Origin of the sequence: Gardnerella vaginalis (assembly GCF_001546455.1) — a bacterium.
Classification (GTDB): Bacteria; Actinomycetota; Actinomycetes; order Actinomycetales; family Bifidobacteriaceae; genus Bifidobacterium; species Bifidobacterium vaginale_B.
The window spans coordinates 6,047-27,826 of sequence record NZ_KQ956821.1; the positions used below are offsets into that span (position 1 = coordinate 6,047).

At 46.2% G+C, this 21,780-nt stretch carries 18 protein-coding genes, 2 tRNA genes and 1 pseudogene; 5 read left to right on the forward strand and 16 right to left on the reverse strand.

What is annotated here, in order from left to right; translation table 11 throughout:
- Window positions 1-429: 429 nt before the first annotated feature.
- The 4 genes and pseudogenes from HMPREF3216_RS04620 to HMPREF3216_RS04635 all read right to left on the reverse strand — a co-directional run.
- Window positions 430-1,452 carry an ORF6N domain-containing protein gene (locus HMPREF3216_RS04620; RefSeq protein WP_196485425.1) on the reverse strand — a complete coding sequence of 341 codons (1,023 nt, stop codon included), beginning with the start codon at window positions 1,450-1,452 and terminating at the stop codon, window positions 430-432.
- 197 nt (window positions 1,453-1,649) lie between these two features.
- The gene (locus HMPREF3216_RS04625; RefSeq protein ID WP_060787155.1) at window positions 1,650-2,087 is read right to left on the reverse strand and encodes a helix-turn-helix domain-containing protein; all 438 of its coding nucleotides are present in this window, start codon (window positions 2,085-2,087) and stop codon (window positions 1,650-1,652) included.
- A gap of 115 nt (window positions 2,088-2,202) precedes the next feature.
- Window positions 2,203-2,457: a DUF4160 domain-containing protein gene (locus HMPREF3216_RS04630; protein ID WP_032819133.1), complete on the reverse strand. Its 255-nt coding sequence runs from the start codon at window positions 2,455-2,457 to the stop codon at window positions 2,203-2,205.
- A 446-nt stretch (window positions 2,458-2,903) separates the two neighbouring features.
- Window positions 2,904-3,236, reverse strand: a pseudogene (locus tag HMPREF3216_RS04635) (ORF6N domain-containing protein); the annotation flags it as partial.
- 122 nt (window positions 3,237-3,358) lie between these two features.
- On the opposite strand from HMPREF3216_RS04635, the gene HMPREF3216_RS04640 reads away from it, so the two are divergent.
- The 3 genes from HMPREF3216_RS04640 (at window position 3,359) to serS (ending at window position 5,483) form a co-directional block, all read left to right on the forward strand.
- Window positions 3,359-3,646 carry a type II toxin-antitoxin system RelB/DinJ family antitoxin gene (locus tag HMPREF3216_RS04640; RefSeq protein ID WP_060787156.1) on the forward strand — a complete coding sequence of 96 codons (288 nt, stop codon included), beginning with the start codon at window positions 3,359-3,361 and terminating at the stop codon, window positions 3,644-3,646.
- 34 nt (window positions 3,647-3,680) lie between these two features.
- Complete coding sequence (locus tag HMPREF3216_RS04645; RefSeq protein WP_330986954.1) at window positions 3,681-3,998, forward strand: DUF6725 family protein; 318 nt, start codon at window positions 3,681-3,683, stop codon at window positions 3,996-3,998.
- A gap of 198 nt (window positions 3,999-4,196) precedes the next feature.
- Window positions 4,197-5,483, forward strand: coding sequence for a serine--tRNA ligase (serS, locus tag HMPREF3216_RS04650; protein ID WP_060787157.1), 1,287 nt, complete (start codon window positions 4,197-4,199; stop codon window positions 5,481-5,483).
- A gap of 391 nt (window positions 5,484-5,874) precedes the next feature.
- On the opposite strand, the gene HMPREF3216_RS04660 is transcribed toward serS, so the two are convergent.
- The 9 genes from HMPREF3216_RS04660 to pgi form a co-directional block, all read right to left on the reverse strand.
- Entirely contained in the window at window positions 5,875-6,549 is a 675-nt protein-coding gene (locus HMPREF3216_RS04660) for an HNH endonuclease family protein (protein ID WP_230953862.1), read from the reverse strand.
- Between the two features lie 100 nt (window positions 6,550-6,649).
- Window positions 6,650-9,205, reverse strand: coding sequence for a hypothetical protein (locus tag HMPREF3216_RS06460; RefSeq protein ID WP_060787159.1), 2,556 nt, complete (start codon window positions 9,203-9,205; stop codon window positions 6,650-6,652).
- Between the two features lie 344 nt (window positions 9,206-9,549).
- Window positions 9,550-10,236: a ribonuclease HII gene (locus HMPREF3216_RS04670; RefSeq protein WP_060787160.1), complete on the reverse strand. Its 687-nt coding sequence runs from the start codon at window positions 10,234-10,236 to the stop codon at window positions 9,550-9,552.
- A 19-nt stretch (window positions 10,237-10,255) separates the two neighbouring features.
- Window positions 10,256-11,095: a signal peptidase I gene (gene lepB, locus HMPREF3216_RS04675; protein ID WP_060787161.1), complete on the reverse strand. Its 840-nt coding sequence runs from the start codon at window positions 11,093-11,095 to the stop codon at window positions 10,256-10,258.
- Window positions 11,096-11,130: 35 nt separating this feature from the next.
- The gene (rplS, locus tag HMPREF3216_RS04680) at window positions 11,131-11,499 is read right to left on the reverse strand and encodes a 50S ribosomal protein L19 (protein ID WP_004127473.1); all 369 of its coding nucleotides are present in this window, start codon (window positions 11,497-11,499) and stop codon (window positions 11,131-11,133) included.
- 339 nt (window positions 11,500-11,838) lie between these two features.
- Window positions 11,839-13,404, reverse strand: coding sequence for an ABC transporter ATP-binding protein (locus HMPREF3216_RS04685; protein ID WP_060787162.1), 1,566 nt, complete (start codon window positions 13,402-13,404; stop codon window positions 11,839-11,841).
- 26 nt (window positions 13,405-13,430) lie between these two features.
- Window positions 13,431-15,179 (reverse strand): ABC transporter permease, encoded by a 1,749-nt coding sequence (locus HMPREF3216_RS04690; RefSeq protein ID WP_060787163.1) that lies wholly within the window; start codon window positions 15,177-15,179, stop codon window positions 13,431-13,433.
- Window positions 15,180-15,340: 161 nt separating this feature from the next.
- Entirely contained in the window at window positions 15,341-15,508 is a 168-nt protein-coding gene (locus HMPREF3216_RS06555) for a hypothetical protein (protein WP_196485430.1), read from the reverse strand.
- 303 nt (window positions 15,509-15,811) lie between these two features.
- The gene (gene pgi / locus HMPREF3216_RS04695) at window positions 15,812-17,506 is read right to left on the reverse strand and encodes a glucose-6-phosphate isomerase (RefSeq protein WP_060787164.1); all 1,695 of its coding nucleotides are present in this window, start codon (window positions 17,504-17,506) and stop codon (window positions 15,812-15,814) included.
- 262 nt (window positions 17,507-17,768) lie between these two features.
- Between pgi and HMPREF3216_RS04700 the strand changes: the two genes are divergently transcribed.
- Window positions 17,769-17,841 (forward strand) — tRNA-Thr (locus HMPREF3216_RS04700).
- A gap of 37 nt (window positions 17,842-17,878) precedes the next feature.
- A tRNA-Leu gene (locus HMPREF3216_RS04705) sits at window positions 17,879-17,959 on the forward strand.
- Window positions 17,960-18,010: 51 nt separating this feature from the next.
- Here HMPREF3216_RS04705 and HMPREF3216_RS04710 read toward each other — a convergent pair.
- The 3 genes from HMPREF3216_RS04710 to HMPREF3216_RS04720 all read right to left on the reverse strand — a co-directional run bounded on the left by HMPREF3216_RS04710 (window position 18,011) and on the right by HMPREF3216_RS04720 (window position 21,597).
- A complete protein-coding gene (locus HMPREF3216_RS04710) occupies window positions 18,011-18,694 on the reverse strand; it encodes a non-canonical purine NTP pyrophosphatase (protein ID WP_060787165.1) in 684 nt (227 codons plus the stop codon).
- A 12-nt stretch (window positions 18,695-18,706) separates the two neighbouring features.
- Window positions 18,707-19,474, reverse strand: a complete 768-nt coding sequence (rph, locus tag HMPREF3216_RS04715; protein ID WP_060787166.1) for a ribonuclease PH — start codon at window positions 19,472-19,474, stop codon at window positions 18,707-18,709.
- A 95-nt stretch (window positions 19,475-19,569) separates the two neighbouring features.
- Window positions 19,570-21,597 carry an ABC-F family ATP-binding cassette domain-containing protein gene (locus HMPREF3216_RS04720; protein WP_060787167.1) on the reverse strand — a complete coding sequence of 676 codons (2,028 nt, stop codon included), beginning with the start codon at window positions 21,595-21,597 and terminating at the stop codon, window positions 19,570-19,572.
- Between the last annotated feature and the right edge of the window lie 183 nt (window positions 21,598-21,780).

Consider the following 21,780-nt stretch of genomic DNA (forward strand, 5'->3'; position numbering starts at 1 on the left):
CCCCCCCAGAACGAATTGCAAGTTAAAACCCAGGATAATCGCTGAGTGCGTAAAAGTTTTTATAATGATTGATTTTTGCAAAAAAATATATTGAATACGCGATAATAACCGAATAGTTTTATGTAGTAGGCGAAGTGTTTTGCGTGACCCGCGTGTCGCGAAGCCACAACATCTTGTGGTTTGCCGCGCCATCAACCACAAGCGCATGCAAATCGTAAGGCTAAAGCCCGTGCCCGAGCGCAAAAATCGCAGCTAATCAGCGCTAGCGATTTTCCGCACTTTGTACCAAAATCAACCCAAATCACGTACAAAACGCGGAACAACCTTCCGCACTTTGTACCAAATTCAACCCAAATCACGTACAAAATGCGGAAATGTCGTTCGCGCACTACATCAAAGCGCAAAGGTAGATTGGAGCGCACAAAAACGCTAAAACTCTAACTCAGGATTCTTTAACAACTCATCAAACATTGCATGATACAAACGCAAATTCAAAGACTCTATCCGCGTAATAGTCGAGATTTTGCCGCCAGCATCTTTCGACGAAGCACCACAAAGGTAGACAGCCTCATCATCCGTCCCATAATCTATAACTACATACCTATCGTGATACTTCCTACCAGCAGTCTTAAACTTCAAATCAACACTAGGATAATCGCTTACAAAATCATGCAACATGCTTTCCGTAAGCATATTCTTATTCCTAGCATTATCACTAAAAACCACAATCTCAACCCCTTCCCCAGCAAACCGCAATAATTCCAACGTTTTAAGACCAATATAATTATCTACAACATAAATGCTTTTCTTAGCTGATTTATATATTTTGCAATACGCAAGATCCGCTTCTATTTTATTGCCGTCCATAAGAAGAAAATGTTTATACGTATCTGGATCAATAAAATTATCCATTACCTTATTAAAATCTTCCTTCGTTGCCATTTGAGATTTTATTTCCGCTATATCTTTAGTATTCTGGTTTGTTTGAATCGCCAGCTGCGCTAACTCGTTCGCGCCAATAAAATCCTTATTCTCAACAATATAATCCTTCATTTGCTTAAAGGTTCTAACTAACGCTCTGCTTTGCTTAACAGCTAATTCGCCCCTTAACACCGTCATAAGCATATAAATACCCTGCTCCGTAAAAGCATAAGGCAAATATCTAGAGCCACCCCAACTTGAGGTGAAATTTTTGCACCTCAAGTTTTTGAACTCGTCAGCAGTTAGCTGAAACATAAAATCTTCGCCCTCAAACTTTTCAATGTTATTCTTAATCTGTCTATTGAAGTTTTTCGTTTCATACCCATAGATTTCAGCAAGCTCAAAATCAAGCATGACTTTTTGATTGCGAATGTTGTAGATTTTCTCTTTTATTGATTTAGCATCTATTATCATTCCAACAGACGCGTTTTTAGATTCCGCAATCGTTAAATTTTTATTCCCATCTACCATAAGACCCTCCTAAAAATGTGCGTAAAACCTAGCGCCGTGCAACAAAAACTACACTTCTGACACAAAACCCATAAATCACAAGCAAAATTACAAAATCAATCGCAAGCCACAAACATCTAACAACTAGCAGAAAACTAGCATGCATCAGCGCATAAATATAATTCTACAAAGCAAGAGGATTTCCCGAGAATGTTGCTCTAAGCACCAACTTGATTCCCATACTCTCGTACCATCGCACTACGAGTAACAACCCACTGCTTACCGTATTTTTGAGCATCAACGCCCTTAACAAGCTTCTTATAAGACACAGCTTTTCTAAGGGTCGACTCGCTTAAATTCCACAAATCACTCGCATCCGCAAAAGACATTAAATTGTCAAATGGCGTTTTAATCTGCTCGCCATTATTCCACAACTCATCGCAAGAAACATCTAAATCATCATTCCAAATAATGCCATATCCGCCTGTATCCACAACAACCTTATTAAACAACCCTTCGTCTTCCAATGCTTTAAACGCTGGAAACTTGCGCAGCAGATTATGCACATCATATTCTTTAACGATTCCGTTTACAAAATGCACAAGGAGCATCATATTTGCGCACGCTTTTACATCTTTAATCTTGTGGAAATTCATATTTTCTCCTTTGCTACACTTACTTCCTAGCTAATATCGCTACATCAAACGTGCTTTAACGCACTAATTCTTTAGATATTTAGATGTTTAGCAACTTGCTAGCTCACTACACATATCAACTTAGCGGTTCTATTTTCTTAAATTCTTGAGTATTCCACATAAAAATCAACTCATCTTTATGAACTGTCATCCACTCAATCACCATGCACTCTGCGCGTTTTGGCAAATATCCGTCAATAACTTTGCATAATTGAATATCTAGAGCAGCAACATAGTTGCCATAGATAGCATGAATATGCGGCGGATTATGCTCTGCACTGGCAAAATACATTCGTATAACAATCCCATAAAACCTTGAAATTACAGGCACATTCACCCCTCTTTCTTTTTCTGATTTCTCTTATAAGCGTTAAATCATACCAGTAATTATATCACGATACAGTGATATTTGATGTATGCCGAAAATGTTGATCTGGTCGTCGCGCCCGCGTTTGTTCCCATTTCAGCGTGTACAGCAACATTTGGAGCAAAAAAAAAATCGGGGCAGATGCGCTCTCGCACTTCCGCCCCCCAAAACCCTAAGGTTTTCAAGCATTCTCAATTTTATCTTTCACATATCCAACTGTCAATAACAGTACAAATAAGGGTCGGCTACGCGCGATAAAACGACAGAAACAGCTACAAAATCGGGAAAAATTTCCCGATTTTGTAGCTCTGGTCGGCAAAATCAACAACAAAATGCGGAAGTTTTTACCGACTTTGTAGCTAATTCACGGCGTGTTGAACTACAAAAAGCGGAAAATCGCTCGCGCAGGTTAGCTGCGCTAACTCGTTCGCGCCAATAAGATCCTTATTCTCAACAATATAATCCTTCATTTGCTTAAAAGTTCTAACAAGCGCTTTCGACTGCATTGTGGCAAGTTCGCCTCTTAACACCGTCATGAGCATATAGACACCTTGCTCAGTAAAAGCATATGGAAGTGACCTGCTTTTAGAACTAATATTTGCGGTCAAAAAATTTGATTGCAAATATTCCAACTCGGATTTGCTTAGCTGAAACATAAAGTCGTTATCAAACTTTTCTATGTTATTTTTTACCTGCTCGTTGAACCTTGCTGTAGTGTACCCATAGATTTCAGCAAGCTCAAAACAGCAAAATCAGCAACAATTGCTTGCATTATTAATGATATTTACGTTACATCATATATAATTATCGTATACATTTATGCAAAAGTACAAAACTCCCCACAAAAACATAGAGCAGGAACCAGATGACTACAGCAACAACAGACGTAGTAAACGTAAACTTTCGAGCAAAGAAAGAAGACAAACTCAACGCAGAACGAGTTTGCAAAGAACTCGGAATCTCTATGAGCGCCGCGCTGAACGTGTTTATCAAAACGATTGGTCGTGAAAAGAGAATACCGTTAGATTTTTCGCTAGACCCATTTTACTCGCCGTCAAATCAGGCATATTTGAAATCGCAGATTGACGGCGTTAAAAATGGCACAATAAAGCTAGAAGAGCACAATTGCAAAGGTCACTACGACAATAAATAACGCAAAGACACAAACAACGCGGAGGCGCACTACGATCAGCTTAATTAGGCGGCAGACTCTGCCAGAGTTTATACCAGTTGGCGCGCGGATTGTGGTGCGAACGTACAAAATTGCGCAATTAGGCGACGGCGAAAGATTGCAAACCGATGGCAGATCGCAAGAAACCGACGGCAGCGGACAAAAAATCGAATATCACGACGCGATTGGTCACGTAATCAGCTGGGACGGCGAAACATTGCATCTTATGCGCGACGCGGCCGCAAACGGGAGCCGACCCGAGCAAGAAATATTCATCGATGCGCGCACAATCGTGCGATTAAAGCCAATACCTGAGCGCAAATATCGCATCTAATCCGCGCGAGCAATTCTCCGCACTTTGTACCAAAATCGACCCAAATCACGTACAAAAAGCGTCAAACAACTCCGCACTTTGTACCAAAATCGACCTAAATCACGTACAAAACACGGAAAGTAGTTCGCGCGCTACGCTTTAAGCGAAAAGGCAGGTCGGAGCGCGCATCTGTCGCCTTGCGGCACTAGGCTAGAAGTCATGCTTGATATCCAATTTATTCGTGAACATGCCGACATAGTTAAGGAGTCGCAGCGCAAGCGTGGCGAGTCTGTGGAACTAGTCGATGAAGTGCTTCGCGCAGATGATTTGCGCCGCACAAGTTTAAAGGCGTTTGAGGCAGCCCGAGCCGATCAAAAAGCAATCGGAAAGAAGGTTGCAGCCGCACAAAATAGCGAAAAAGCAACACTCATAGCCCAAACAAAAGAGCTAGCGCAAAAGGTTGCAGAGTTTAAGGCTCAGTCCGAGCAAGCTACGGCAGACTACACAACCGCAATGTGGAAGCTTTCTAACATTGTAGAAGACGAAGCCCCAGAAGGCGGAGAAGACGACTACGTAGTTGTTAAAAAGGTTGGAACTCCTCGCGACTTTGCCGCGGAAGGGTTTGAGCCAAAGGACCACTTAACTCTTGGAACTGGCGTTGCTGGAATCGATATGCGAAGAGGCGTAAAGGTTGCGGGTTCGCGCTTCTACTTCTTGCGCGGAGCTGTGGCACGCTTGCAGATCGCAATGCTTACAATGGCTGTAGACCAGGCAGAAGAGCACGGTTTTACGCTTGCCATTACGCCAACGCTTGTTCGCCCAGAAGTTATGCGCGGAACGGGATTCTTAAATTCGCACGCAGACGAGATTTATCGCCTGCGCGAACCAGATGACCAATACCTAGTTGGCACTTCTGAGGTTGCACTAGCTGGCATGCACGAAGATGAGATTCTTGACCTTAGCAATGGCGCTTTGCGCTACTGCGGTTGGTCTAGCTGTTACCGCCGAGAAGCTGGCGCTGCTGGAAAAGACACGTCTGGCATTATTCGCGTGCATCAATTCGATAAAGTAGAGATGTTTGTTTACTGCAAGCAGGAAGATTCGCGCGCCGAGCATCAAAAGCTGCTTGGAATGGAACAAGAAATGCTTGCAAAAGTGGAAGTTCCTTACAGAATCATTGATACCGCCGCTGGCGACCTCGGTTCTTCTGCCGCGCGCAAGTTTGACTGCGAAGCCTGGGTTCCAACTCAGGGCCGCTACCGCGAGTTGACGTCTACGTCTAACTGCACGGAGTATCAGGCTCGTCGCCTAAACGTTCGCGAGCGCATGGAAGATGGCGGGACTCGCCCAGTTAGCACGCTTAACGGCACTCTTGCTACTACTCGTTGGCTTGTGGCAATTTTGGAAAATCATCAGCACGAGGATGGTTCGATTGATATTCCAAAAGCTATGCAAGCATACATGGGTGGCAAAGAGGTTATTGAGCCTACTAAGTGGGAAGCCTAGGAAGCCTAGGAAGCCTAGGAAACTAGGAAACTAGGAAACTAGGAAACTAGGAGCCTAGAAGCCTAAAAATAGCTTTAAGCCATTAACATGATTTGATTGATTAATCAAATCGATTGGAAAAGCATAAGGGTGCAAATCAGTTTTGGTTTGCACCTTTTTATTTGCATAACGCCGCATTTTGTTGCAGATTTTGCCGTTCAGAACAACATTTTCGGGAAAAATTGACGGATTTTGTACGTGATTTAGGCCAAACATGGTACAAAGTCGGGAAAAATTGACGGATTTTGTAGCTCGACACGCCAATTAGAGCAACATTTTCGGGAAAATCGAAGTACATGCGCACAGCGAACGTCGATGCCACGCCACTACGCCACTCTACCGCTCTACCACACTACTTTGTAGGCAGCGCCTGCGCAGAACACCCGTGCAAAACAGACGCCATACTCTGCTTTTCCGCGCTGGTAACGCTAAGCCCATACTTATACTTAACAGCAATTTGCCTAGCCACATAATCGCATCTAAACGGCTTATTAGACGGCAGCCAATAAGCCGCAGAAGCAGAGCCTTTTTCTTGATTCGCAGCCCCCTGCACAGCAAGAAGATTTAGCATATCGTTACCAAACTTAAGCCGCTTAGCACGACTCCACTTCCATGCCCCAGATTGCCAAGCATTTTCCAGCGCCACAACGTGGTCAATTTGAACAAGCGCACTGGTTTTACGCCCGCGCACAAAGTTGATGTTTAGCCCCGTGTATGGATCGCGCAAAAGCCCAGATACCACTTTGCAAGAGCCAGCATATTTAAAACGAACATGCATCAAATCGCGCGCAAGCACGTCTTCTCTAACATCGCATCCGTTTTTATCTTCGTCGGTGGTTCTATAGCCAAAAACGCTTCTGTTGTAGCCCGACGCGTGCGAGCTACCCACCTTTAGCTGGCTAAGTTTTTGCGCAGCATCCCCGATTGCAACGTATTCGCCCGTAATATTTCCAACATTTTGGTTGATTTTTGGCAGAATTAAGCCAATAGCAATGCCCACCAGAACAGCAAGCAGCACAAGCCACATAAAAGCCGTAACGCTTCTAGATACTGGTGCGCTGCTATAACGCGCGCCCACTACACCACGCAACTCACGCAGCCCACGCGACTCACGCGACCCACTCCCCCTACGATTGCGCAGCATGATTAATATCCACAACCCAAGGAATACGCCTAATAACAACGTCTAGAACCTGCTGGATAAGGCTAATAAGAATAATAATTGCCATAACCGCATACACAACGTTCCACTGCGGATTCTTAGTAACAAGCGGATGAATGGTGTTGGAAACCAGCATGATTGCGTTGGCGATGCCAATAAGCGCAACAGACATAAGAATTGCCTGCATTCTGCCCACTTTGCGCGATAATCTAACGCGCTGCTGAGCCAGCTTTTTCATTGAATCAACAACTCGCTTAACGCAATGGTCTCCCTGACGGAACGCCAGCACTTCTTCTAGGCCAAGCTCCACGTCGTCCACTTCTAGCTCAACCATTTTTTGATCTAGATGAACCTTGTTAATAAAGTTTTTAAGACTGAGCCTAAACAGCCCTGGGATTATAAACACGATTAGCGAGCAAATTACAGCCGCAAAAATCGCGATTTGCGCGTTAAAGTAGCATAGCAAAACGATTGCTGGAACAATCGAAAGAACCATACCAACGCTCATACTAAAGCCAGCCTTATGCAGGTGAGCGTGATGCAAATCCAGCCCCGCAAAAGACGCCACAAGCGTTATGCACCTAAGGCACGCACAAATAACTAACACAAGAACGTAGTCTTTAACAGCTAGCCCAAAAAGCGGCCTGCTGGCAATTGCAAACATTGCAGCGATTGCGCAAACGGGAATAAGCACCGCGCAAACAATGTTGATTGCGGTTGAAAATGCGCTAAGAATGGCAAATAATGCCCTCTTTAAAGCCGACACATTTGATTTTTTGCCATTATTATGTGCAATATTTTCGACTTTACCAGAGGTATTACTTGCGATGTTACTTGCGACTTGCGCACCCGCAGCACTTGCCGCATCTCCCGAAACGCCAGCCGCACCACCAGCCACACCAGCCACACCAGCCGCAGCGCGCGAACCGTTAAACACACTAACCTTAACCAAATTATCTGCGCTAGTTGCATAGCTATCGCTTGGCAAGAACACAAGAATCGTAGCTTTTCTAGCGATTTTGCGCAAAGTATCGCACAGGTTTTTAGCCTCTTTAGCACTAATATCTTGGGAAGAATAGTCAAAAATATACACTGGCGTTCGGCGAATAAGCGCGCGCGCCATAACAAGTCGCCTAAAAACGTCTTGCTTATTTTCCACATTAATATTGTTAACGCGCAAGTCTAAACCATTGTAATCCGCGTAAACAACGCCATCCACGCGTGCGGCCCCCAGCGCCTGCCACATAGACGTAGTGGTGGCATTTTTAGAGGCCATTAGCAGGTTTTCGCGCAAAGTGGCGGAAAACAGGTGACTATTCTTGCGCACAATTGTTACAAGATCCGCCAACGCACCAGGTTCCGCGTTATTAAGCGTTATGTAAGAAGAATTGCCCGAAATATCACCAAAATCCGACGCCACAAACGGCGATTGCGAACCTAAATCAGGCAGAGCGTAACTATCGTTATACGACAACGCAACGTCGGATTTAGAGCTAAAAGTAACACCATTAAGCACGTTGTTTGCTACCAAATCGTAATACTCTTTTGGCATTATGTTTAGTTTTCCGCTAGAAACGTTAAACGATGCTCGCAAAGGCTGATTATTCTTAACAAAATTGCAACGAACGTGCAGCGAAACATTGCTAGCACCATCTGGAATGCTTAATGTTGTTTTGCTGTCTAATTCTTCTAATAAAGACTCTGAATCAAAAGAATAATCTTCACTGTTTGCAACGCTTTTAAACAAATCACCAATATTATTTAGACCCAAAGCGGCACGATTTTTAATGTGCATGCAATTGGCAACTCGGCGAATTGGATCCACGCTTAGCATAAGAAGAGGCAAAGTTAGCATTGCAGCAGGAAGACCAACAGAACGCACAGAAAGAAGCCACACGGTACAAACAACAGCAACAGCAAGCATAAAATAGGCCAAAAACGCGCATAAACAGCGCAGAGAGGCGCGAACGTTATAAAGCGCGCTAGCAAGAGCCAGCGCAGAAAAAACGGCCGCAAACAGGCAAATAGTTGCCAAATAAGTGTTGATTGAAAACAGCGCAATGCTAACCGCAAAAGGCATAGGGAAAGCGGCAAGAATCTGAGGCAAAAGCAAGCCAGCCCAACGCTGAACCCAAGCAATATCGTCATTTACACAAATCGAAGAATACGCGCTAGAGCTAAGACGATTGGAAGCACTAAGAGAAATCATAGAGCGCAACATTTTAGGCTTAAGCTTAATAGCTACGCGAGTGCCGATTTCTGTGGAAATAATACACGACTGATGAAAAGCAATGTATTTTACAATCAAAATACCAACAAGGGAGATTAAGTAAGACGTTAACTCAACGGAGCTAAGCAAAGATTTACCAGTGTATTTTGCTGGAATCAAAATAGGCGAAAGAATGCCAACGCAAACATACACAAAGCCAATGTTTGCAAGAGAAGATATAGCAAGACACGCCGCTCTTAAGGCAACCAGATGCTTAACACCTGGAACAAAAGCAAAGAAACGACTAATCATTTAACTATCCTTTTCTTGTTAATAAAACCCATCAAAGAACTACAATTTGCAAACCGATAAATCATCTAAAAACCATCTAAAATCAACGCAATCACAATCAACACAATCACACATCAAAACAACTCTAAGCAGCACACAAAATTCTTAAAACACTCTTTAAAAACTTAATCTCTAACAAATTGCAATTACACTTTATAACACACAAGATTACGCTAAACGCCAGGCATCAACACGCCGAACGAGGCGAGCGCAAACTGACAAATCGCCGCTCAAGCGCTACCCCAAAACGCAGCCAAAACGCAGCCAAAACGCCCCCAAATCGCAGCCAAAACGCCGCTTAAGCACTACCCCAAATGCCAGCTTAAACGGTGTAAATCACTAGCGCCGTGCTGTAAAATCGCAGCACGATGCGCCTTAGAACCGTAGCCCTTGTTACTAGCCCAATCGTAAGCAGCATATTTAGGATTTTGCGCTAAATCAATCATAAGCGAATCTCGAGTAACCTTAGCAATAACGGAGGCCGCAGAAACACTCGCACACTTTTGATCCGCCTTAACCAAAGTGTTAACTTTTACAGAAAACTGCATACTAGGCGCGTCAAAAGTGCCTAAAACCTTGCCAATGTAGTTAAAAGGACCGTCCAAAATCGCAGCAATCCGCGCATCTTTAAGGCTAGAGCGCATGCGATCTTGAACATCGTTAATCGCGCGAATAGCAGCCACACCAAGAGCGTAGCTAATGCCCCACTCGTCAATCTCTTTATTTGAGCAAGACCCAACAGCAAAAGAATCACACCAATTTTCAAGCGGCTCCAGCAAACCCTCTCGCTTATGCGCGTTAAGAAGCTTGGAATCCGCTAAACCCTGCGGAAAATACCCCGACTCAATCTTTTGCGCACTAAAAAGCGCAGCGCCAACCATAACTGGGCCAGCAAGGCTACCGCGACCAACTTCGTCTAAGCCAATAACCCAATCGAAGCCACTTTGCAAAAGATTTTTTTCAAAGTCAAAAGATGGAATAACTGACGACACTTGCCCACCGCTACTTACGCTACTTATTTGCAGACTTGGCTTTTACATCATCAAAAGCGTCGCCATGATTTTCAAAAATGCCCATACGATTGAACGGCCAAACGCGCATAAACGCCACGCCTTCAATCTTAGAAATCGGCACAAGGCCATCGTCGCCATCGTTTTTATGATACCTAGAATCCGCGGAATTAGCGCGATTGTCTCCAAGAACAAAAACGTGGCCTGGCTTAACTTTAACTTTAAACGGAAAAGCACTCGGGCTTACTCCTGGCCTAATGTAGGCAGACTCTAAAACAGGAACGCCATTAACCAAAATCGGGTCGCCGTCTCCCTTACACTCAACCGTGTCTCCAGGAAGCCCAATAAGGCGCTTAATTAAGTCTCTGCCAGCAAGAATGCCGCCTCTGCTGCTTTCGCCATTTAACCAATTAGCTGGGTCTTCAAACACAACAATATCGCCGCGATTTAGCGAAAAAACCTTAGGAGTCAACTTAGATGTAACAACGTAATCGCCTATATGAATTGTGTCTAGCATAGATCCAGACGGTATAAAATACACGCCCAGAATAAAGATTCGCAAAAGAATCACTACAACAATAGGCAAAACGTACCAGGCAACAAGCTCTTTCCAAGAAGTTTTAAAAAGCTTTACGGTTTTTGCCTTATTGCCATTGCCAGAAACGTGATTTCCCCTGATTTTGCAACGATTAGAGCCAAATTTAAAAGCGCTCATAACACCAGAGCCAGAAGCAAGATTACGCTCAACTTCTGGCTCGGGTGGAACAGGAGAAGGATTTAAGCCGTGACCTGCCACATTAACAATATGATTATCGCTATTTTGCAAGTCTTCGGAATGCATATTAATCCTTATGTAAATCCTTAACCTAAATAAATTTACTTAGCAGCGCTGTTGTCACGACGCTCGGCAATACGAGCAGCCTTGCCACGCAAAGCGCGCAAGTAGTAAAGCTTAGCGCGACGAACGCGACCACTACGAACCAGCTTAATCGAATCGATAGCTGGGGAATGAAGTGGGAAGCGACGCTCAACACCAGTACCGAAGCTAACCTTACGAACAACAAAAGTCTCGCGAACGCCAGCACCCTTACGAGCAATAACTACGCCAGTAAAGGTCTGAATACGAGTGTTGTTGCCTTCCTGAATCTTAACGTTAACGTCAACGGTATCTCCAGGGCGGAAAGCTGGGATTTCTTCGGCAGCCTTAAGATGCTTAGCATCAAATGCTTCTACAGCATTCACCATAATAATTCCTCCATCGCCGCCGCATATCAGCGCAAGTTTAACCAAAACAGGGATTTTGCAATAATTTTTGCACTTTTTTACCCGTTTTGATAATCCATCCCGAAAAGTTTGCTTAACGGGAGCTTCCATCTGCCAATCTTTAAAAGCTGACTAGACTACTAATAAGCAGACTATGCGGCATCCGCTTATTGAAAGCATACGAACATAAATTTAGGCTCCATAATGGACATTTAGCGGCCAGCTTGCCACAGATTTATGCAATGCGATTTTGCCGAAAACACTAGCGAAGCACTACCGAAAACACTAGCGAAACACTACCGAAAACACTAGCGCGCAACATTATCGCGCAACGCTGTTAAGTGGCGCTGTTTCAACGGTACGAGTTAGCTCATCGTCGTCGGCATCGTAGTCAAAAAGCTCACCATAACGACCCCAGCTAATCGCAATATCAAACTGCTGACGAGCCAACGCGTCTGTGTGCTTGCTACGAAGCAAATCCAAAATCAACTCGCCGCGAAGCTTTCCGTTGCGGTTTCGGCTCAAAGCCTGATCAATCGCATGAACAAGAGGCGCGTGTTCAATGGCAAGTCGCGCAAACACCTGCTTGCTGTGCAAAATGTCGGCATTATGCCACTCTTGGCCCGCTGGCGTAATCGTAATATGGCCGTTTTCTGCCGTAAGCAAATCAAGCATTGTTCCAGCATCCACAAGTGGGAACAAATCATCGATTTCAAACGACAAATCCGCAGCCAAATCGGCCAAATCAATGCCATCTGGGGCTTCCGAAATCACGTCTAGCAAACCAGCCATACCGCCTGGAGTTGCGTTTGGAAGCAATCGAACAGCCACTGGCTCTGGCTTTGCCTCGCCAGATTCCGCCTGTTCTTCGTTTTGCTTAGCTTCCACTTCTGCGTCGTGATGCTTTTGAATAAGCATGTCGGCGATTGCTGCGGCCTCGGTTTCTTCCGCATCCGTTTGCTCTGCAGGCACAGAGTCGGCAGCCGCGCTAGACGAATCGCTAGCCGCCGCAGATTCCGCGTTTTCTGCCTCAACATCTCCTTCGGGATTCGAGCCAGTCAAAATTGCGTAAAGCTTATCGACCATAGCCTCAAATTCCGCGCTGTGCTTGTCTCTTGGACGAGGCAAATCAACTTGTACGTCTGCAATCAAATGACCTGGATGCGAGCCCAAAACAACCACGCGATCCGCCATTTGCACAGCTTCTTCAATGTTGTGCGTAACGATTACAACCGACTTAATATCGCGCTCTTCGCTAGACCAAAGCTTAAGCACTTCTTGGCGAAGGTTTTCTGCCGTAAGAACGTCGAGAGCAGAGAAAGGCTCGTCCATAAACAGAGCGTCTGGGCGCAAAACCAGTGCACGCGCAATGCCTACGCGCTGGCGCATGCCGCCCGAAAGCTCCTTTGGGTACGCGGTTTCAAAGCCGTCCAAACCAATTGCATCGATTGCTGCAAGAGCAAGTTCCGTGCGCTTTTCTTTACTAACGCCTCTAGCGCGCAAACCAAGCTCCACATTGTCTTGAACCGTAAGCCATGGCATAAGAGCAAAGGTTTGGAACACGATTGCAACCCCTGGGTTTGGTCCTGTAAGCTCGCGTCCGCGATACTTAACCGTTCCCTCTGTAGGCTGAATCAGACCTGCCATTGTTCTTAAGAAGGTTGATTTTCCAGCGCCCGAACGCCCTAGAATTGCTACGATTTCGCCCTCTTGCAGAGTGAAGGAAATATCGTGCAACACGTGCTGAGTGGTGCCGCTATCCGATGTAAAACTCTGGCTTATGTGCTTTGCGTCAATAATGTCGCTTGTAATCGAAGACTGCGAAGCCAAATTCTGCGAAGCCAAATTCTGTGCATTCAATTCAGCGTTTTTGTTTAAAGTGTTCATAATATTTGCCAATCTTTTTAATTCAATTAATTCAACACGTATCTTTTTGCGGAGTACCTTTGCAAAGGCGCCCAGAACAGTCGATTACTTAACACCACTATTAAGCTCATAACTGTTACTCCAACAAGAGTTTTTACAGAATCGCCCACAGTTGTTGCGTTTGTAATATACGCACCCAAACCTTGAGTGGCCATTCGATTCTTGCCGTATTCTACGATTTCTGCCACAATCGAAGCGTTCCAGGCGCCGCCAGCGGCCGTAATTCCGCCCGTGCACCAAGATCCAAAAATCGCAGGCAAAATAAGAGTCTTCCACTTAAGCACGCGGCTTAATCTAAAGCTTCTTGCCATCTCGCGTAAATCGTCTGGAATCGCACTAGCGCCCGCAATAACGTTAAACAGAATGTACCATTGCGTGCCAAGTGCCATCAAAATAATACTTCCCCAGCCAAGGTCAATGTGCCAAGCCATAAACCACATAATTGCAAACGGGAATATAAAGTTTGCTGGGAAGCTAGCCAGGATTTGCACAACAGGCTGCATAATGCGAGAAATCTTAGGATTTACGCCAATATACACGCCTATTGGCACCCAAATCAGCGAGCTAACAAAAATCAGCACGGCAACGCGCGCAAAAGTGAGGACTCCCAGCACTCCAGCCGTGGCGAACTCTTGCAAACCCGTGCGTGCGGCCACAAAGTAGAGCATTTGCGCGGCCGCTGCAAGGATTAAAACAATAGTAACGATGTTAAAAATTAAATCGCCAAGCTTGCGGGCAGACGCTTTACGAGGCCATTTTGCGCCCGTACGCCCAAACGGACGAGTAGCCAATTCCAGCCACTCGCGAATAGGCGAAAACAGCTTGCTAACAACTTCATCCGCATGCGAATGACGAATCAGCGTTAAAATCGCGCTCTTTCGCTCTTCGTCCGATGCGCTTTGCGTTATGCGGAATCGCTCCGACCACGCGGTGAGCGGCTTCCAAAGGAAGAAGTCGATTGCAAGCACAACAACAATCATGGATAAAATGGCCCACCAAATGTTTCCAAGCTTGTTTTCTGCGGCGGATTGCGCCACAAAGCTACCAACGCCAGGCAGTGCGTAAGTGTGATTGTTTACGGAAATCATCTCGGAAGCGGTAAGGAAGAACCAGCCGCCGCCAACGCTCATCATGCAGTTCCAAAGCAGCGGAATCATTGCGTTTGGCATATCCAGCACCCAGAATCGCTGCCAATGAGTAAGCTGCAGGCTGCGCACGGCCTCGTCTAACTCCTTTGGCTCGCTTAAAAGCGAACGGTGGAACGAGAAAGTCATATTCCAAGCCTGGCTTGTAAAAATCGCAAAAATCGAAGCGGCTTCAACGCCCATCATCGACCCTGGGAAAATCACCAGCCAAATCGTTACTGTAGCAGAAAGAAAGCCAAGAATTGGAACGGATTGCAAAATATCCAGCAGCGGCATAAGCACCTTGCCCAAGCGGCGGCTGCGGGCTGCAAGAGACCCGTAAACAATAGTAAAAATCAGCGATGCTATAAGCGCAAGCATCATGCGAAACACGGATCTAAGCGTGTAATATGGCAGATTAATAAGGTCGGTAGAAACCGCGGAAGGTATGCCACTAGGGCCAATTGGCTGATTAATGCGCTGCAAAAGAAAAGCGCTTACGCCAAAAAGCGCGATTATGCCTACGCACACAATAATGTCGGACCAAAAACGAGTGTTTTCGTCCACTTGCGCGCTGGCACCGTTTTTTCCAGATGTTGTAAATATTGTCATGATAAGTCCTCTGGGAACGCGTATTTTCTTCGAGAGCCGCTTATCACCACTATTTTGCGTTTGTGTTTATTTTGCGGTTATTTTGTGGTTATTCTGCGGTTATTCTGCGGTTACTTTGTGCAAGCACAATAAACCCAATAAGCCCAATAAACATAGTAAGCCTAATAAACTAATCCATAAACGCAAGCGTTTTGGCGGCGATTGCTGGCTTTTTTATATTCAGGAGGAACGTCCGTACTACTACTAACACTGTCTGAATCGTCACTAACAGTGTTAACGGTATTAGCAGTATTAGCACTTTGATTACAACCCGTACTGTCATGTTTCACAGCAATCACCTCCTTAAGTTCGTGCTAATTATAAAATATCGCCAATCTTGTGTCAAGCAACAAGAGCCGTCATCTTTCCCCGACTTTGTTGCTAATTTTGACGTTTCGAACAACATTCTCGGGAAAAATCTCCCGATTTTGTTGTTGATTTTGCCGATTTGAACAACATTCTCGGGAAAAACTTACCGAGTTTGTTGCGATTTTTGTCGATTTAAGCAACAAAAAGCCTCTTGACGAGTAGACGCCAAGAGGCTTTTCAACAAGAGGCTTTTCAACAATCAAATAAGATTGCTACACGCTCACTTACTTGCGATGAGCGCGGTAGAAGCGAATCAAGCTCTGCGTAGAAGCATCCTGAGCCGCCAAAGCGCTATCATCCTTAGAGATTGCAGGAGTAATCTGCTTTGCAAGCTGCTTGCCAAGCTCCACACCCCACTGATCGTAAGAATCCAAGCCCCAAACGGTGCCTTCAACAAAAGTGATGTGCTCGTAGAGAGCAATCAACTCGCCCAAGCTAAATGGGGTCAAAGCATCGCCAAAGATGGAAGTGGTTGGACGGTTGCCGCTAAATACGCGAGCTGGAACAATCTCCTCTGGAGTGCCTTCAGCACGAACCTCGTCTGCCGTCTTTCCAAAAGCAAGAGCCTTAGTCTGTGCAAGATAGTTGCCCAAGAAAAGCTCGTGAACATCTTGATCGCCATCTTTAGTAGGATTTGGCGTGTTTACAAAGGCAATAAAATCAGCTGGAATAAGCTGAGTGCCCTGGTGAATCAACTGGTAGAAAGCGTGCTGGCCATTGGTGCCTGGCTCGCCCCAGAAGATTTCGCCAGTTTCGCTGGTTACAGGAGTGCCATCCCAGCGAACCGACTTGCCATTGGATTCCATAGTGAGCTGCTGCAAATACGCTGGGAAGCGATGCAAGTACTGATCGTATGGAAGAACAGCGTGGGAAGCAACCTTGTAGAAGTTGCGGTACCAAACGTTGAGCATACCAAGAAGAACCACAACATTCTTCTCGAATGGAGTCTCAGCAAAGTAGGTATCGATTGCGTGGAAGCCCTTCAAGAACTCCTCAAAGCGCTCTGGGCCAAGAACAACGGCCAAAGAAGTGCCAACAGCGGAATCAACGGAGTAGCGGCCGCCAACCCAGTTCCAGAAGCCAAAGGCGTTGGTTGGGTTGATGCCGAACTCTTCAACCTTCTCGAGGTTGGTAGAAACAGCTACGAAGTGCTTTGCAACAGCTTCTGCCTTCTTTGCATCGCTGCCGTCGATTGCGCCAGACTCCTGGAGCTTGTTAAGCAACCATGTGCGAGCGCTGCGAGCGTTAGTCAAAGTTTCCAAAGTTGTAAACGTCTTAGAAACAATGATGAAAAGCGTGGTTTCTGGATCCAAATCCTTGGTCTTTTCGGCCATATCGTTTGGATCAATGTTGGAAACGTAGCGAGCGCTAATGCCAGCGTCGGCGTATGGCTTCAAGGCCTCGTAAACCATGACTGGACCCAAGTCGGAGCCGCCGATGCCAATGTTTACAACGGTCTTAATGTTCTTGCCAGTAACGCCCTTCCAAGCGCCAGAACGAACTTCGTTAGCAAAATCGTAAATGCGACCCAAAACCTCGCGAACGTCGGCAACGGTATCTTGGCCGTCTACAATAAACTTGCCAGCGTCTTCGGCTGGGCGGCGCAAAGCGGTGTGCAAAACTGCGCGATCCTCGGTGTTGTTAATGTGCACGCCAGTGTACATTGCCTTAGTGCGCTCGTCGAGCTTAACAGCCTTAGCAAGGTCTGCAAAAAGCTTAAGCGTTTCTGGCTTAATCAAATTCTTAGAAAGATCGAAGTGGAGGTCTCCAGCTTCGAAGCTCAACTTATCCACGCGATTTGCATCTTCGGCAAACCACTTCTTCAGGCTCACGCCTTCGGACTGCAACTCATCATAGTGCTTTTGCAATGCAGCCCATTCTGGGGTCTTAACGGCGTCAACTGGTGGATTGATGGCCATTTCTAGGTCCTTTCATCTTTAATAAACGATGTAATGCCGTTTATAATTTTAAAATTCAGCGCAATCTTGAGCGCACAAAAACACGCTAAGCAAAGGCGCTTGCATCACATCTTCCAATTGACAAGATACTCACAAAAGCGGACAGAAATACACGACTACTCGCACTCAAGCGAACATTACGGCGCGGCGCACTAGACAAATCAAAAATATTCATATATAGTATTTGATTTGTGCGCGAGTCGCGAATGCTTCTCGGGCAGCTGCCACTTTAGCTCAGTCGGTAGAGCGTCTCACTCGTAATGAGAAGGTCGACAGTTCGATTCTGTCAAGTGGCTCTTAAAAACCCATTTTTTGCCTATTTTAGGCGATTTTGCGCGAGTGGCGGAATGGTAGACGCGCAGGATTTAGGTTCCTGTGTCTTACGACGTGTGGGTTCAAGTCCCATCTCGCGCACATTTTTTAATCGCAAGTTTCAATCGCAAGTTTAAATCGCAAGTTTTAGTTTTACTCTTCAAACATCGCCTTTAATTCAGGCAAAAGTGCCCTCAAAGCGCTGCCGCGATGCGAAATCGCATTTTTTTCTTGCTGACTAAGCTGCGCGCTAGTTAAATCGTGCATTTGAACACCATCCCTAACGGGCTGATTATTCGGCACAAAAAGCGGATCGTAGCCAAAACCGTTGCAACCTCTAGGCTCGCGAATCAAGCGCCCAACCATCTCTCCCACGCGAACCGTTTCAAAACCGTTGTTTTTCCACATTGTGTTTTCCAGATCCGCATCAACGCAGCCTTTAGGAACAGCAAGAGCAGCCGCGCATCTAAATCGCGCCGTTCGGCATTCGTCTGGAATATCTTCCAGCTGCTTAAGCAAAAGCGCGTTATTGGCCTTGTCGTCTCCATGAACCCCGCTCCAGCGCGCAGAAAGTATGCCTGGAGCCGCGCCCAAAACGTCTACAATCAAGCCCGAATCGTCTGCAACCGCAGGCAATCCAGTTCTTTGCGCAACGTCTCTAGCCTTAATCAGGGCGTTTTGCTCAAAAGTCACGCCTGTTTCCACTGGGTCTGGAAGCCCCAAAGAACCAGCCGTCACAAGCTCAATATGCTCCGATATTTCCGCAAACTCTTCGTTAAGAATCCGCTTAATTTCAACGAGTTTACCCTCATTATGCGTTGCCACAACAAGTTTCACGCTCGCCACTCCTTAGTAATTTTGACTTAAAGCTGCGCGCTGAGCCGCTTGAAGCTCGCGATTCCCCTTAGCTGCCAAATCAAGCAAAACATTAAGCTCGTCGCGATTAAACGGGCGATGCTCCGCCGTGCCTTGAATCTCAATAAAATTGCCCGAACCAGTCATTGCAACGTTCATATCGGTCATGGCCTGGCTGTCTTCTACGTAAGGCAAATCAAGCATTGGAGTGCCATTAATCACGCCCACCGATACGGCGGAAACAGAGTCCTTAATTACGTTTTTAGCGCTGCGAATATGCTTGTGCTTTTCGGCCCAATTTAGCGCGTCTACAAGAGCCACGTATGCGCCCGTAATCGAAGCTGTACGCGTGCCGCCGTCTGCCTGAAGAACATCGCAATCAATTTGAATAAGGCACTCGCCCATTGCCTTGGTATCTATAACGCCCCTAAGGCAGCGGCCAATAAGGCGACTAATCTCGTGCGTGCGGCCGCCAATTTTGCCCTTAACAGACTCGCGATCAGTGCGCTCGGCGGTGGCCCTTGGAAGCATTGAATACTCGGCTGTAACCCAACCTAAACCAGTGTCCCGTCTCCAGCGCGGAACTCCAACCGTAAAGGTGGCAGTGCACATAACGCGCGTGTTTCCGCACTCAATAAGCACGGAGCCTTCTGGCACGTTTGTAAAATTGCGAGTGATTTTTACTGGGCGTAACTCGTCCACTTCCCTGCCATCAAAGCGAATAGGTTTTACAGATTCCAACATATCCTTAATTTGAGCCATAATTCAACAATTTAGCACGCGGCATTAACTAGCACGCGGCATTAATCTTGAGCAAAATCGCCGATTTTTGGGGTTGGCGCTTTTGCGCTTTTGATTCAGATTTGCTCGCTAAGCGAAAGCCACTCTTCTTCTAACGCGCTCGACTCGCTCTGATTTGCCTGCAACTGCTCGTTAAGCTCTTGCAAACCAACAAAATCGCTAGGATCGTGGCTGGCCATTTTTTGCTCAAGCGCGCTTTTATCTTCCTCAAGCTTTTCTAGCTTGCGCTCTATTGCGGCAACTCTTCTTACGGCTTCGTGGTACGCTTTGCCAGTTAATTTTTGATCTGACTTTTGATTTGACTTTTGATCTGATTTTTCCGCAGAATCAGCAGATGACGAATCGCAAGCCGCCGCCGAATCGCCAGCCGCCAACTCTTGCATATTTGCGCGCTCATAGTCTTCCATAATCTTTAAATACTCGTCAACTCCGCCTGGAAGATGGCGAATCTTGCCGTCAATCAACGCAAACTGCTGATCCGTTACGCGCTCAAGCAGGTATCTATCGTGCGAGACAACAATCAAAGTGCCTGGCCACGTGTCTAGTAAATCTTCCATAACGGCAAGCATGTCGGTGTCTAGATCGTTTCCAGGCTCGTCCATTATTAGCACATTTGGCTCGTTTAGAAGAATCAAAAGCAGCTGCATACGGCGTTTTTGGCCGCCCGAAAGGTCTGCAATCGGCGTCATAAGCTGCTCTGGCTTAAAGCCAAGCCTCTCCATAAGCTGGCCAGGAGTCACTTCTTTGCCGTCGATTACATAACTTGGCTTGTATCGGCTCAAAACCTCTTTAACCTTATATTTTCCAAGCTTTTCCAGCTCTTCTAAGCGCTGAGAAAGCACGGCAAATTTTACGGTTTTGCCAATGTTTACATGACCTTTAGTTGGACGCAAAGAGCCGTCGATTATGCCTAAAAGCGTTGATTTTCCAGCGCCATTGGCTCCCACTATGCCGAATCGGTCTCCTGGCCCGATTAGCCAAGTTTGATTGTCTAAAATCATGCGGCCGCTAATCGTTTTTTGTACGGCGGCGCACGTTTCTTTTAATGACGATTCTGCTGGCGATTCTTGTGGCAAATCTGCAGCTGCTTGCGATTCTTCTACAGAAATCGTAACGCTGCCATAATGAGTAGGCTGCGAAAATGGCGATTTTACAATATCCGCATCTGCCCCAACAGGCTTTAGCGAATCCGCAAAAATCTGCGTAACGTCAATCAAATCAACAACCTGCTTACCAAGGCGGGATGTGGCCATTCGCTTTAACTCAAGCGTGTCTCGCATTGGCGGAACGTCTGCTATAAGCTCGCGAGCCTGCTTAACGTGGAACTTCTGCTTTGTAGAACGCGCGCGGGCACCTCTAGAAAGCCAGGCAAGCTCCTTGCGCGCCAAATTCCGCCTGCGCTCCTCGCGAACATCCGCTTGGCGTTCGCGCTCAACGCGCTGCATCATGTAAGCGCTGTAGCCGCCTTCAAACGGGTCGATTGCGCCATCGTGAACCTCCCACATAGAAGAGCAGACTTCGTCTAAAAACCACCTGTCGTGCGTAACCAGCAAAAGCGCGCCCTGGCCGTCTTGCCATCTGTGCAAAAGATGCTCCGCAAGCCAATGAATTGTAAGCACATCAAGATGATTTGTAGGCTCGTCCAAAGCCAAAATATCCCAATCATGCAGCAGAAGCCTTGCCAAATCCGCGCGCCTGCGTTGGCCGCCAGAAAGCGTGCAGACCTTAGCTTCCAGGTTGATTCCGCCCAAAAGAGCCTCTACGATTTCTCGCTGCTTTGAATCTGCAGCCCACTCGTAGTCCTGGCGATTTTCTAGCGCGGCCTGGCGAACTGTGGCGTTATCGTCCAGCGGATCGCGCTGGCTTAAAATGCCAAAAGTTAGGCCATTTCTACGCGTGACTCTTCCAGAATCTGGGCCAATCGCACCTTGGAGAAGCTTTAAAAGAGTGGACTTTCCGTCTCCGTTTTTGCCTACGATTCCTATGCGATCGCCTTCAAAAACGCCTTGAGTTACGTCTTTGAAAATCGTTTTTGTTGCAAATTCAAGGGAAACGTGTTCTAGTCCCAAATCATAAGTAGGCATAACTCACAAATTATAGCTGCGCGACTATACCAAGCGCAACGTGAACGCAGGCAAGTCGTTGCGCAGCGTAGTGAGCGAACGATTTTTCCGCATTTTGTACCAAATTCGACCTAAAACACGTACAAAACACGGAAAATCAAAAGCCTCGCTCGGCAAAAACCAAACGAGGCTTATGAGTATATA

Coding starts and splice junctions, on each gene's coding strand:
- HMPREF3216_RS04620 (WP_196485425.1), bottom strand. CDS start 1,452: ATGGTAGATGGGAATAAAAATTTAACGATTGCGGAATCTAAAAACGCG.
- HMPREF3216_RS04625 (WP_060787155.1), bottom strand. CDS start 2,087: ATGAATTTCCACAAGATTAAAGATGTAAAAGCGTGCGCAAATATGATG.
- HMPREF3216_RS04640 (WP_060787156.1), top strand. CDS start 3,359: ATGACTACAGCAACAACAGACGTAGTAAACGTAAACTTTCGAGCAAAG.
- serS (WP_060787157.1), top strand. CDS start 4,197: ATGCTTGATATCCAATTTATTCGTGAACATGCCGACATAGTTAAGGAG.
- HMPREF3216_RS04660 (WP_230953862.1), bottom strand. CDS start 6,549: ATGTGGCTTGTGCTGCTTGCTGTTCTGGTGGGCATTGCTATTGGCTTA.
- HMPREF3216_RS06460 (WP_060787159.1), bottom strand. CDS start 9,205: ATGATTAGTCGTTTCTTTGCTTTTGTTCCAGGTGTTAAGCATCTGGTT.
- lepB (WP_060787161.1), bottom strand. CDS start 11,095: ATGCATTCCGAAGACTTGCAAAATAGCGATAATCATATTGTTAATGTG.
- rplS (WP_004127473.1), bottom strand. CDS start 11,499: ATGGTGAATGCTGTAGAAGCATTTGATGCTAAGCATCTTAAGGCTGCC.
- HMPREF3216_RS04685 (WP_060787162.1), bottom strand. CDS start 13,404: ATGAACACTTTAAACAAAAACGCTGAATTGAATGCACAGAATTTGGCT.
- HMPREF3216_RS04690 (WP_060787163.1), bottom strand. CDS start 15,179: ATGACAATATTTACAACATCTGGAAAAAACGGTGCCAGCGCGCAAGTG.
- pgi (WP_060787164.1), bottom strand. CDS start 17,506: ATGGCCATCAATCCACCAGTTGACGCCGTTAAGACCCCAGAATGGGCT.
- rph (WP_060787166.1), bottom strand. CDS start 19,474: ATGGCTCAAATTAAGGATATGTTGGAATCTGTAAAACCTATTCGCTTT.
- HMPREF3216_RS04720 (WP_060787167.1), bottom strand. CDS start 21,597: ATGCCTACTTATGATTTGGGACTAGAACACGTTTCCCTTGAATTTGCA.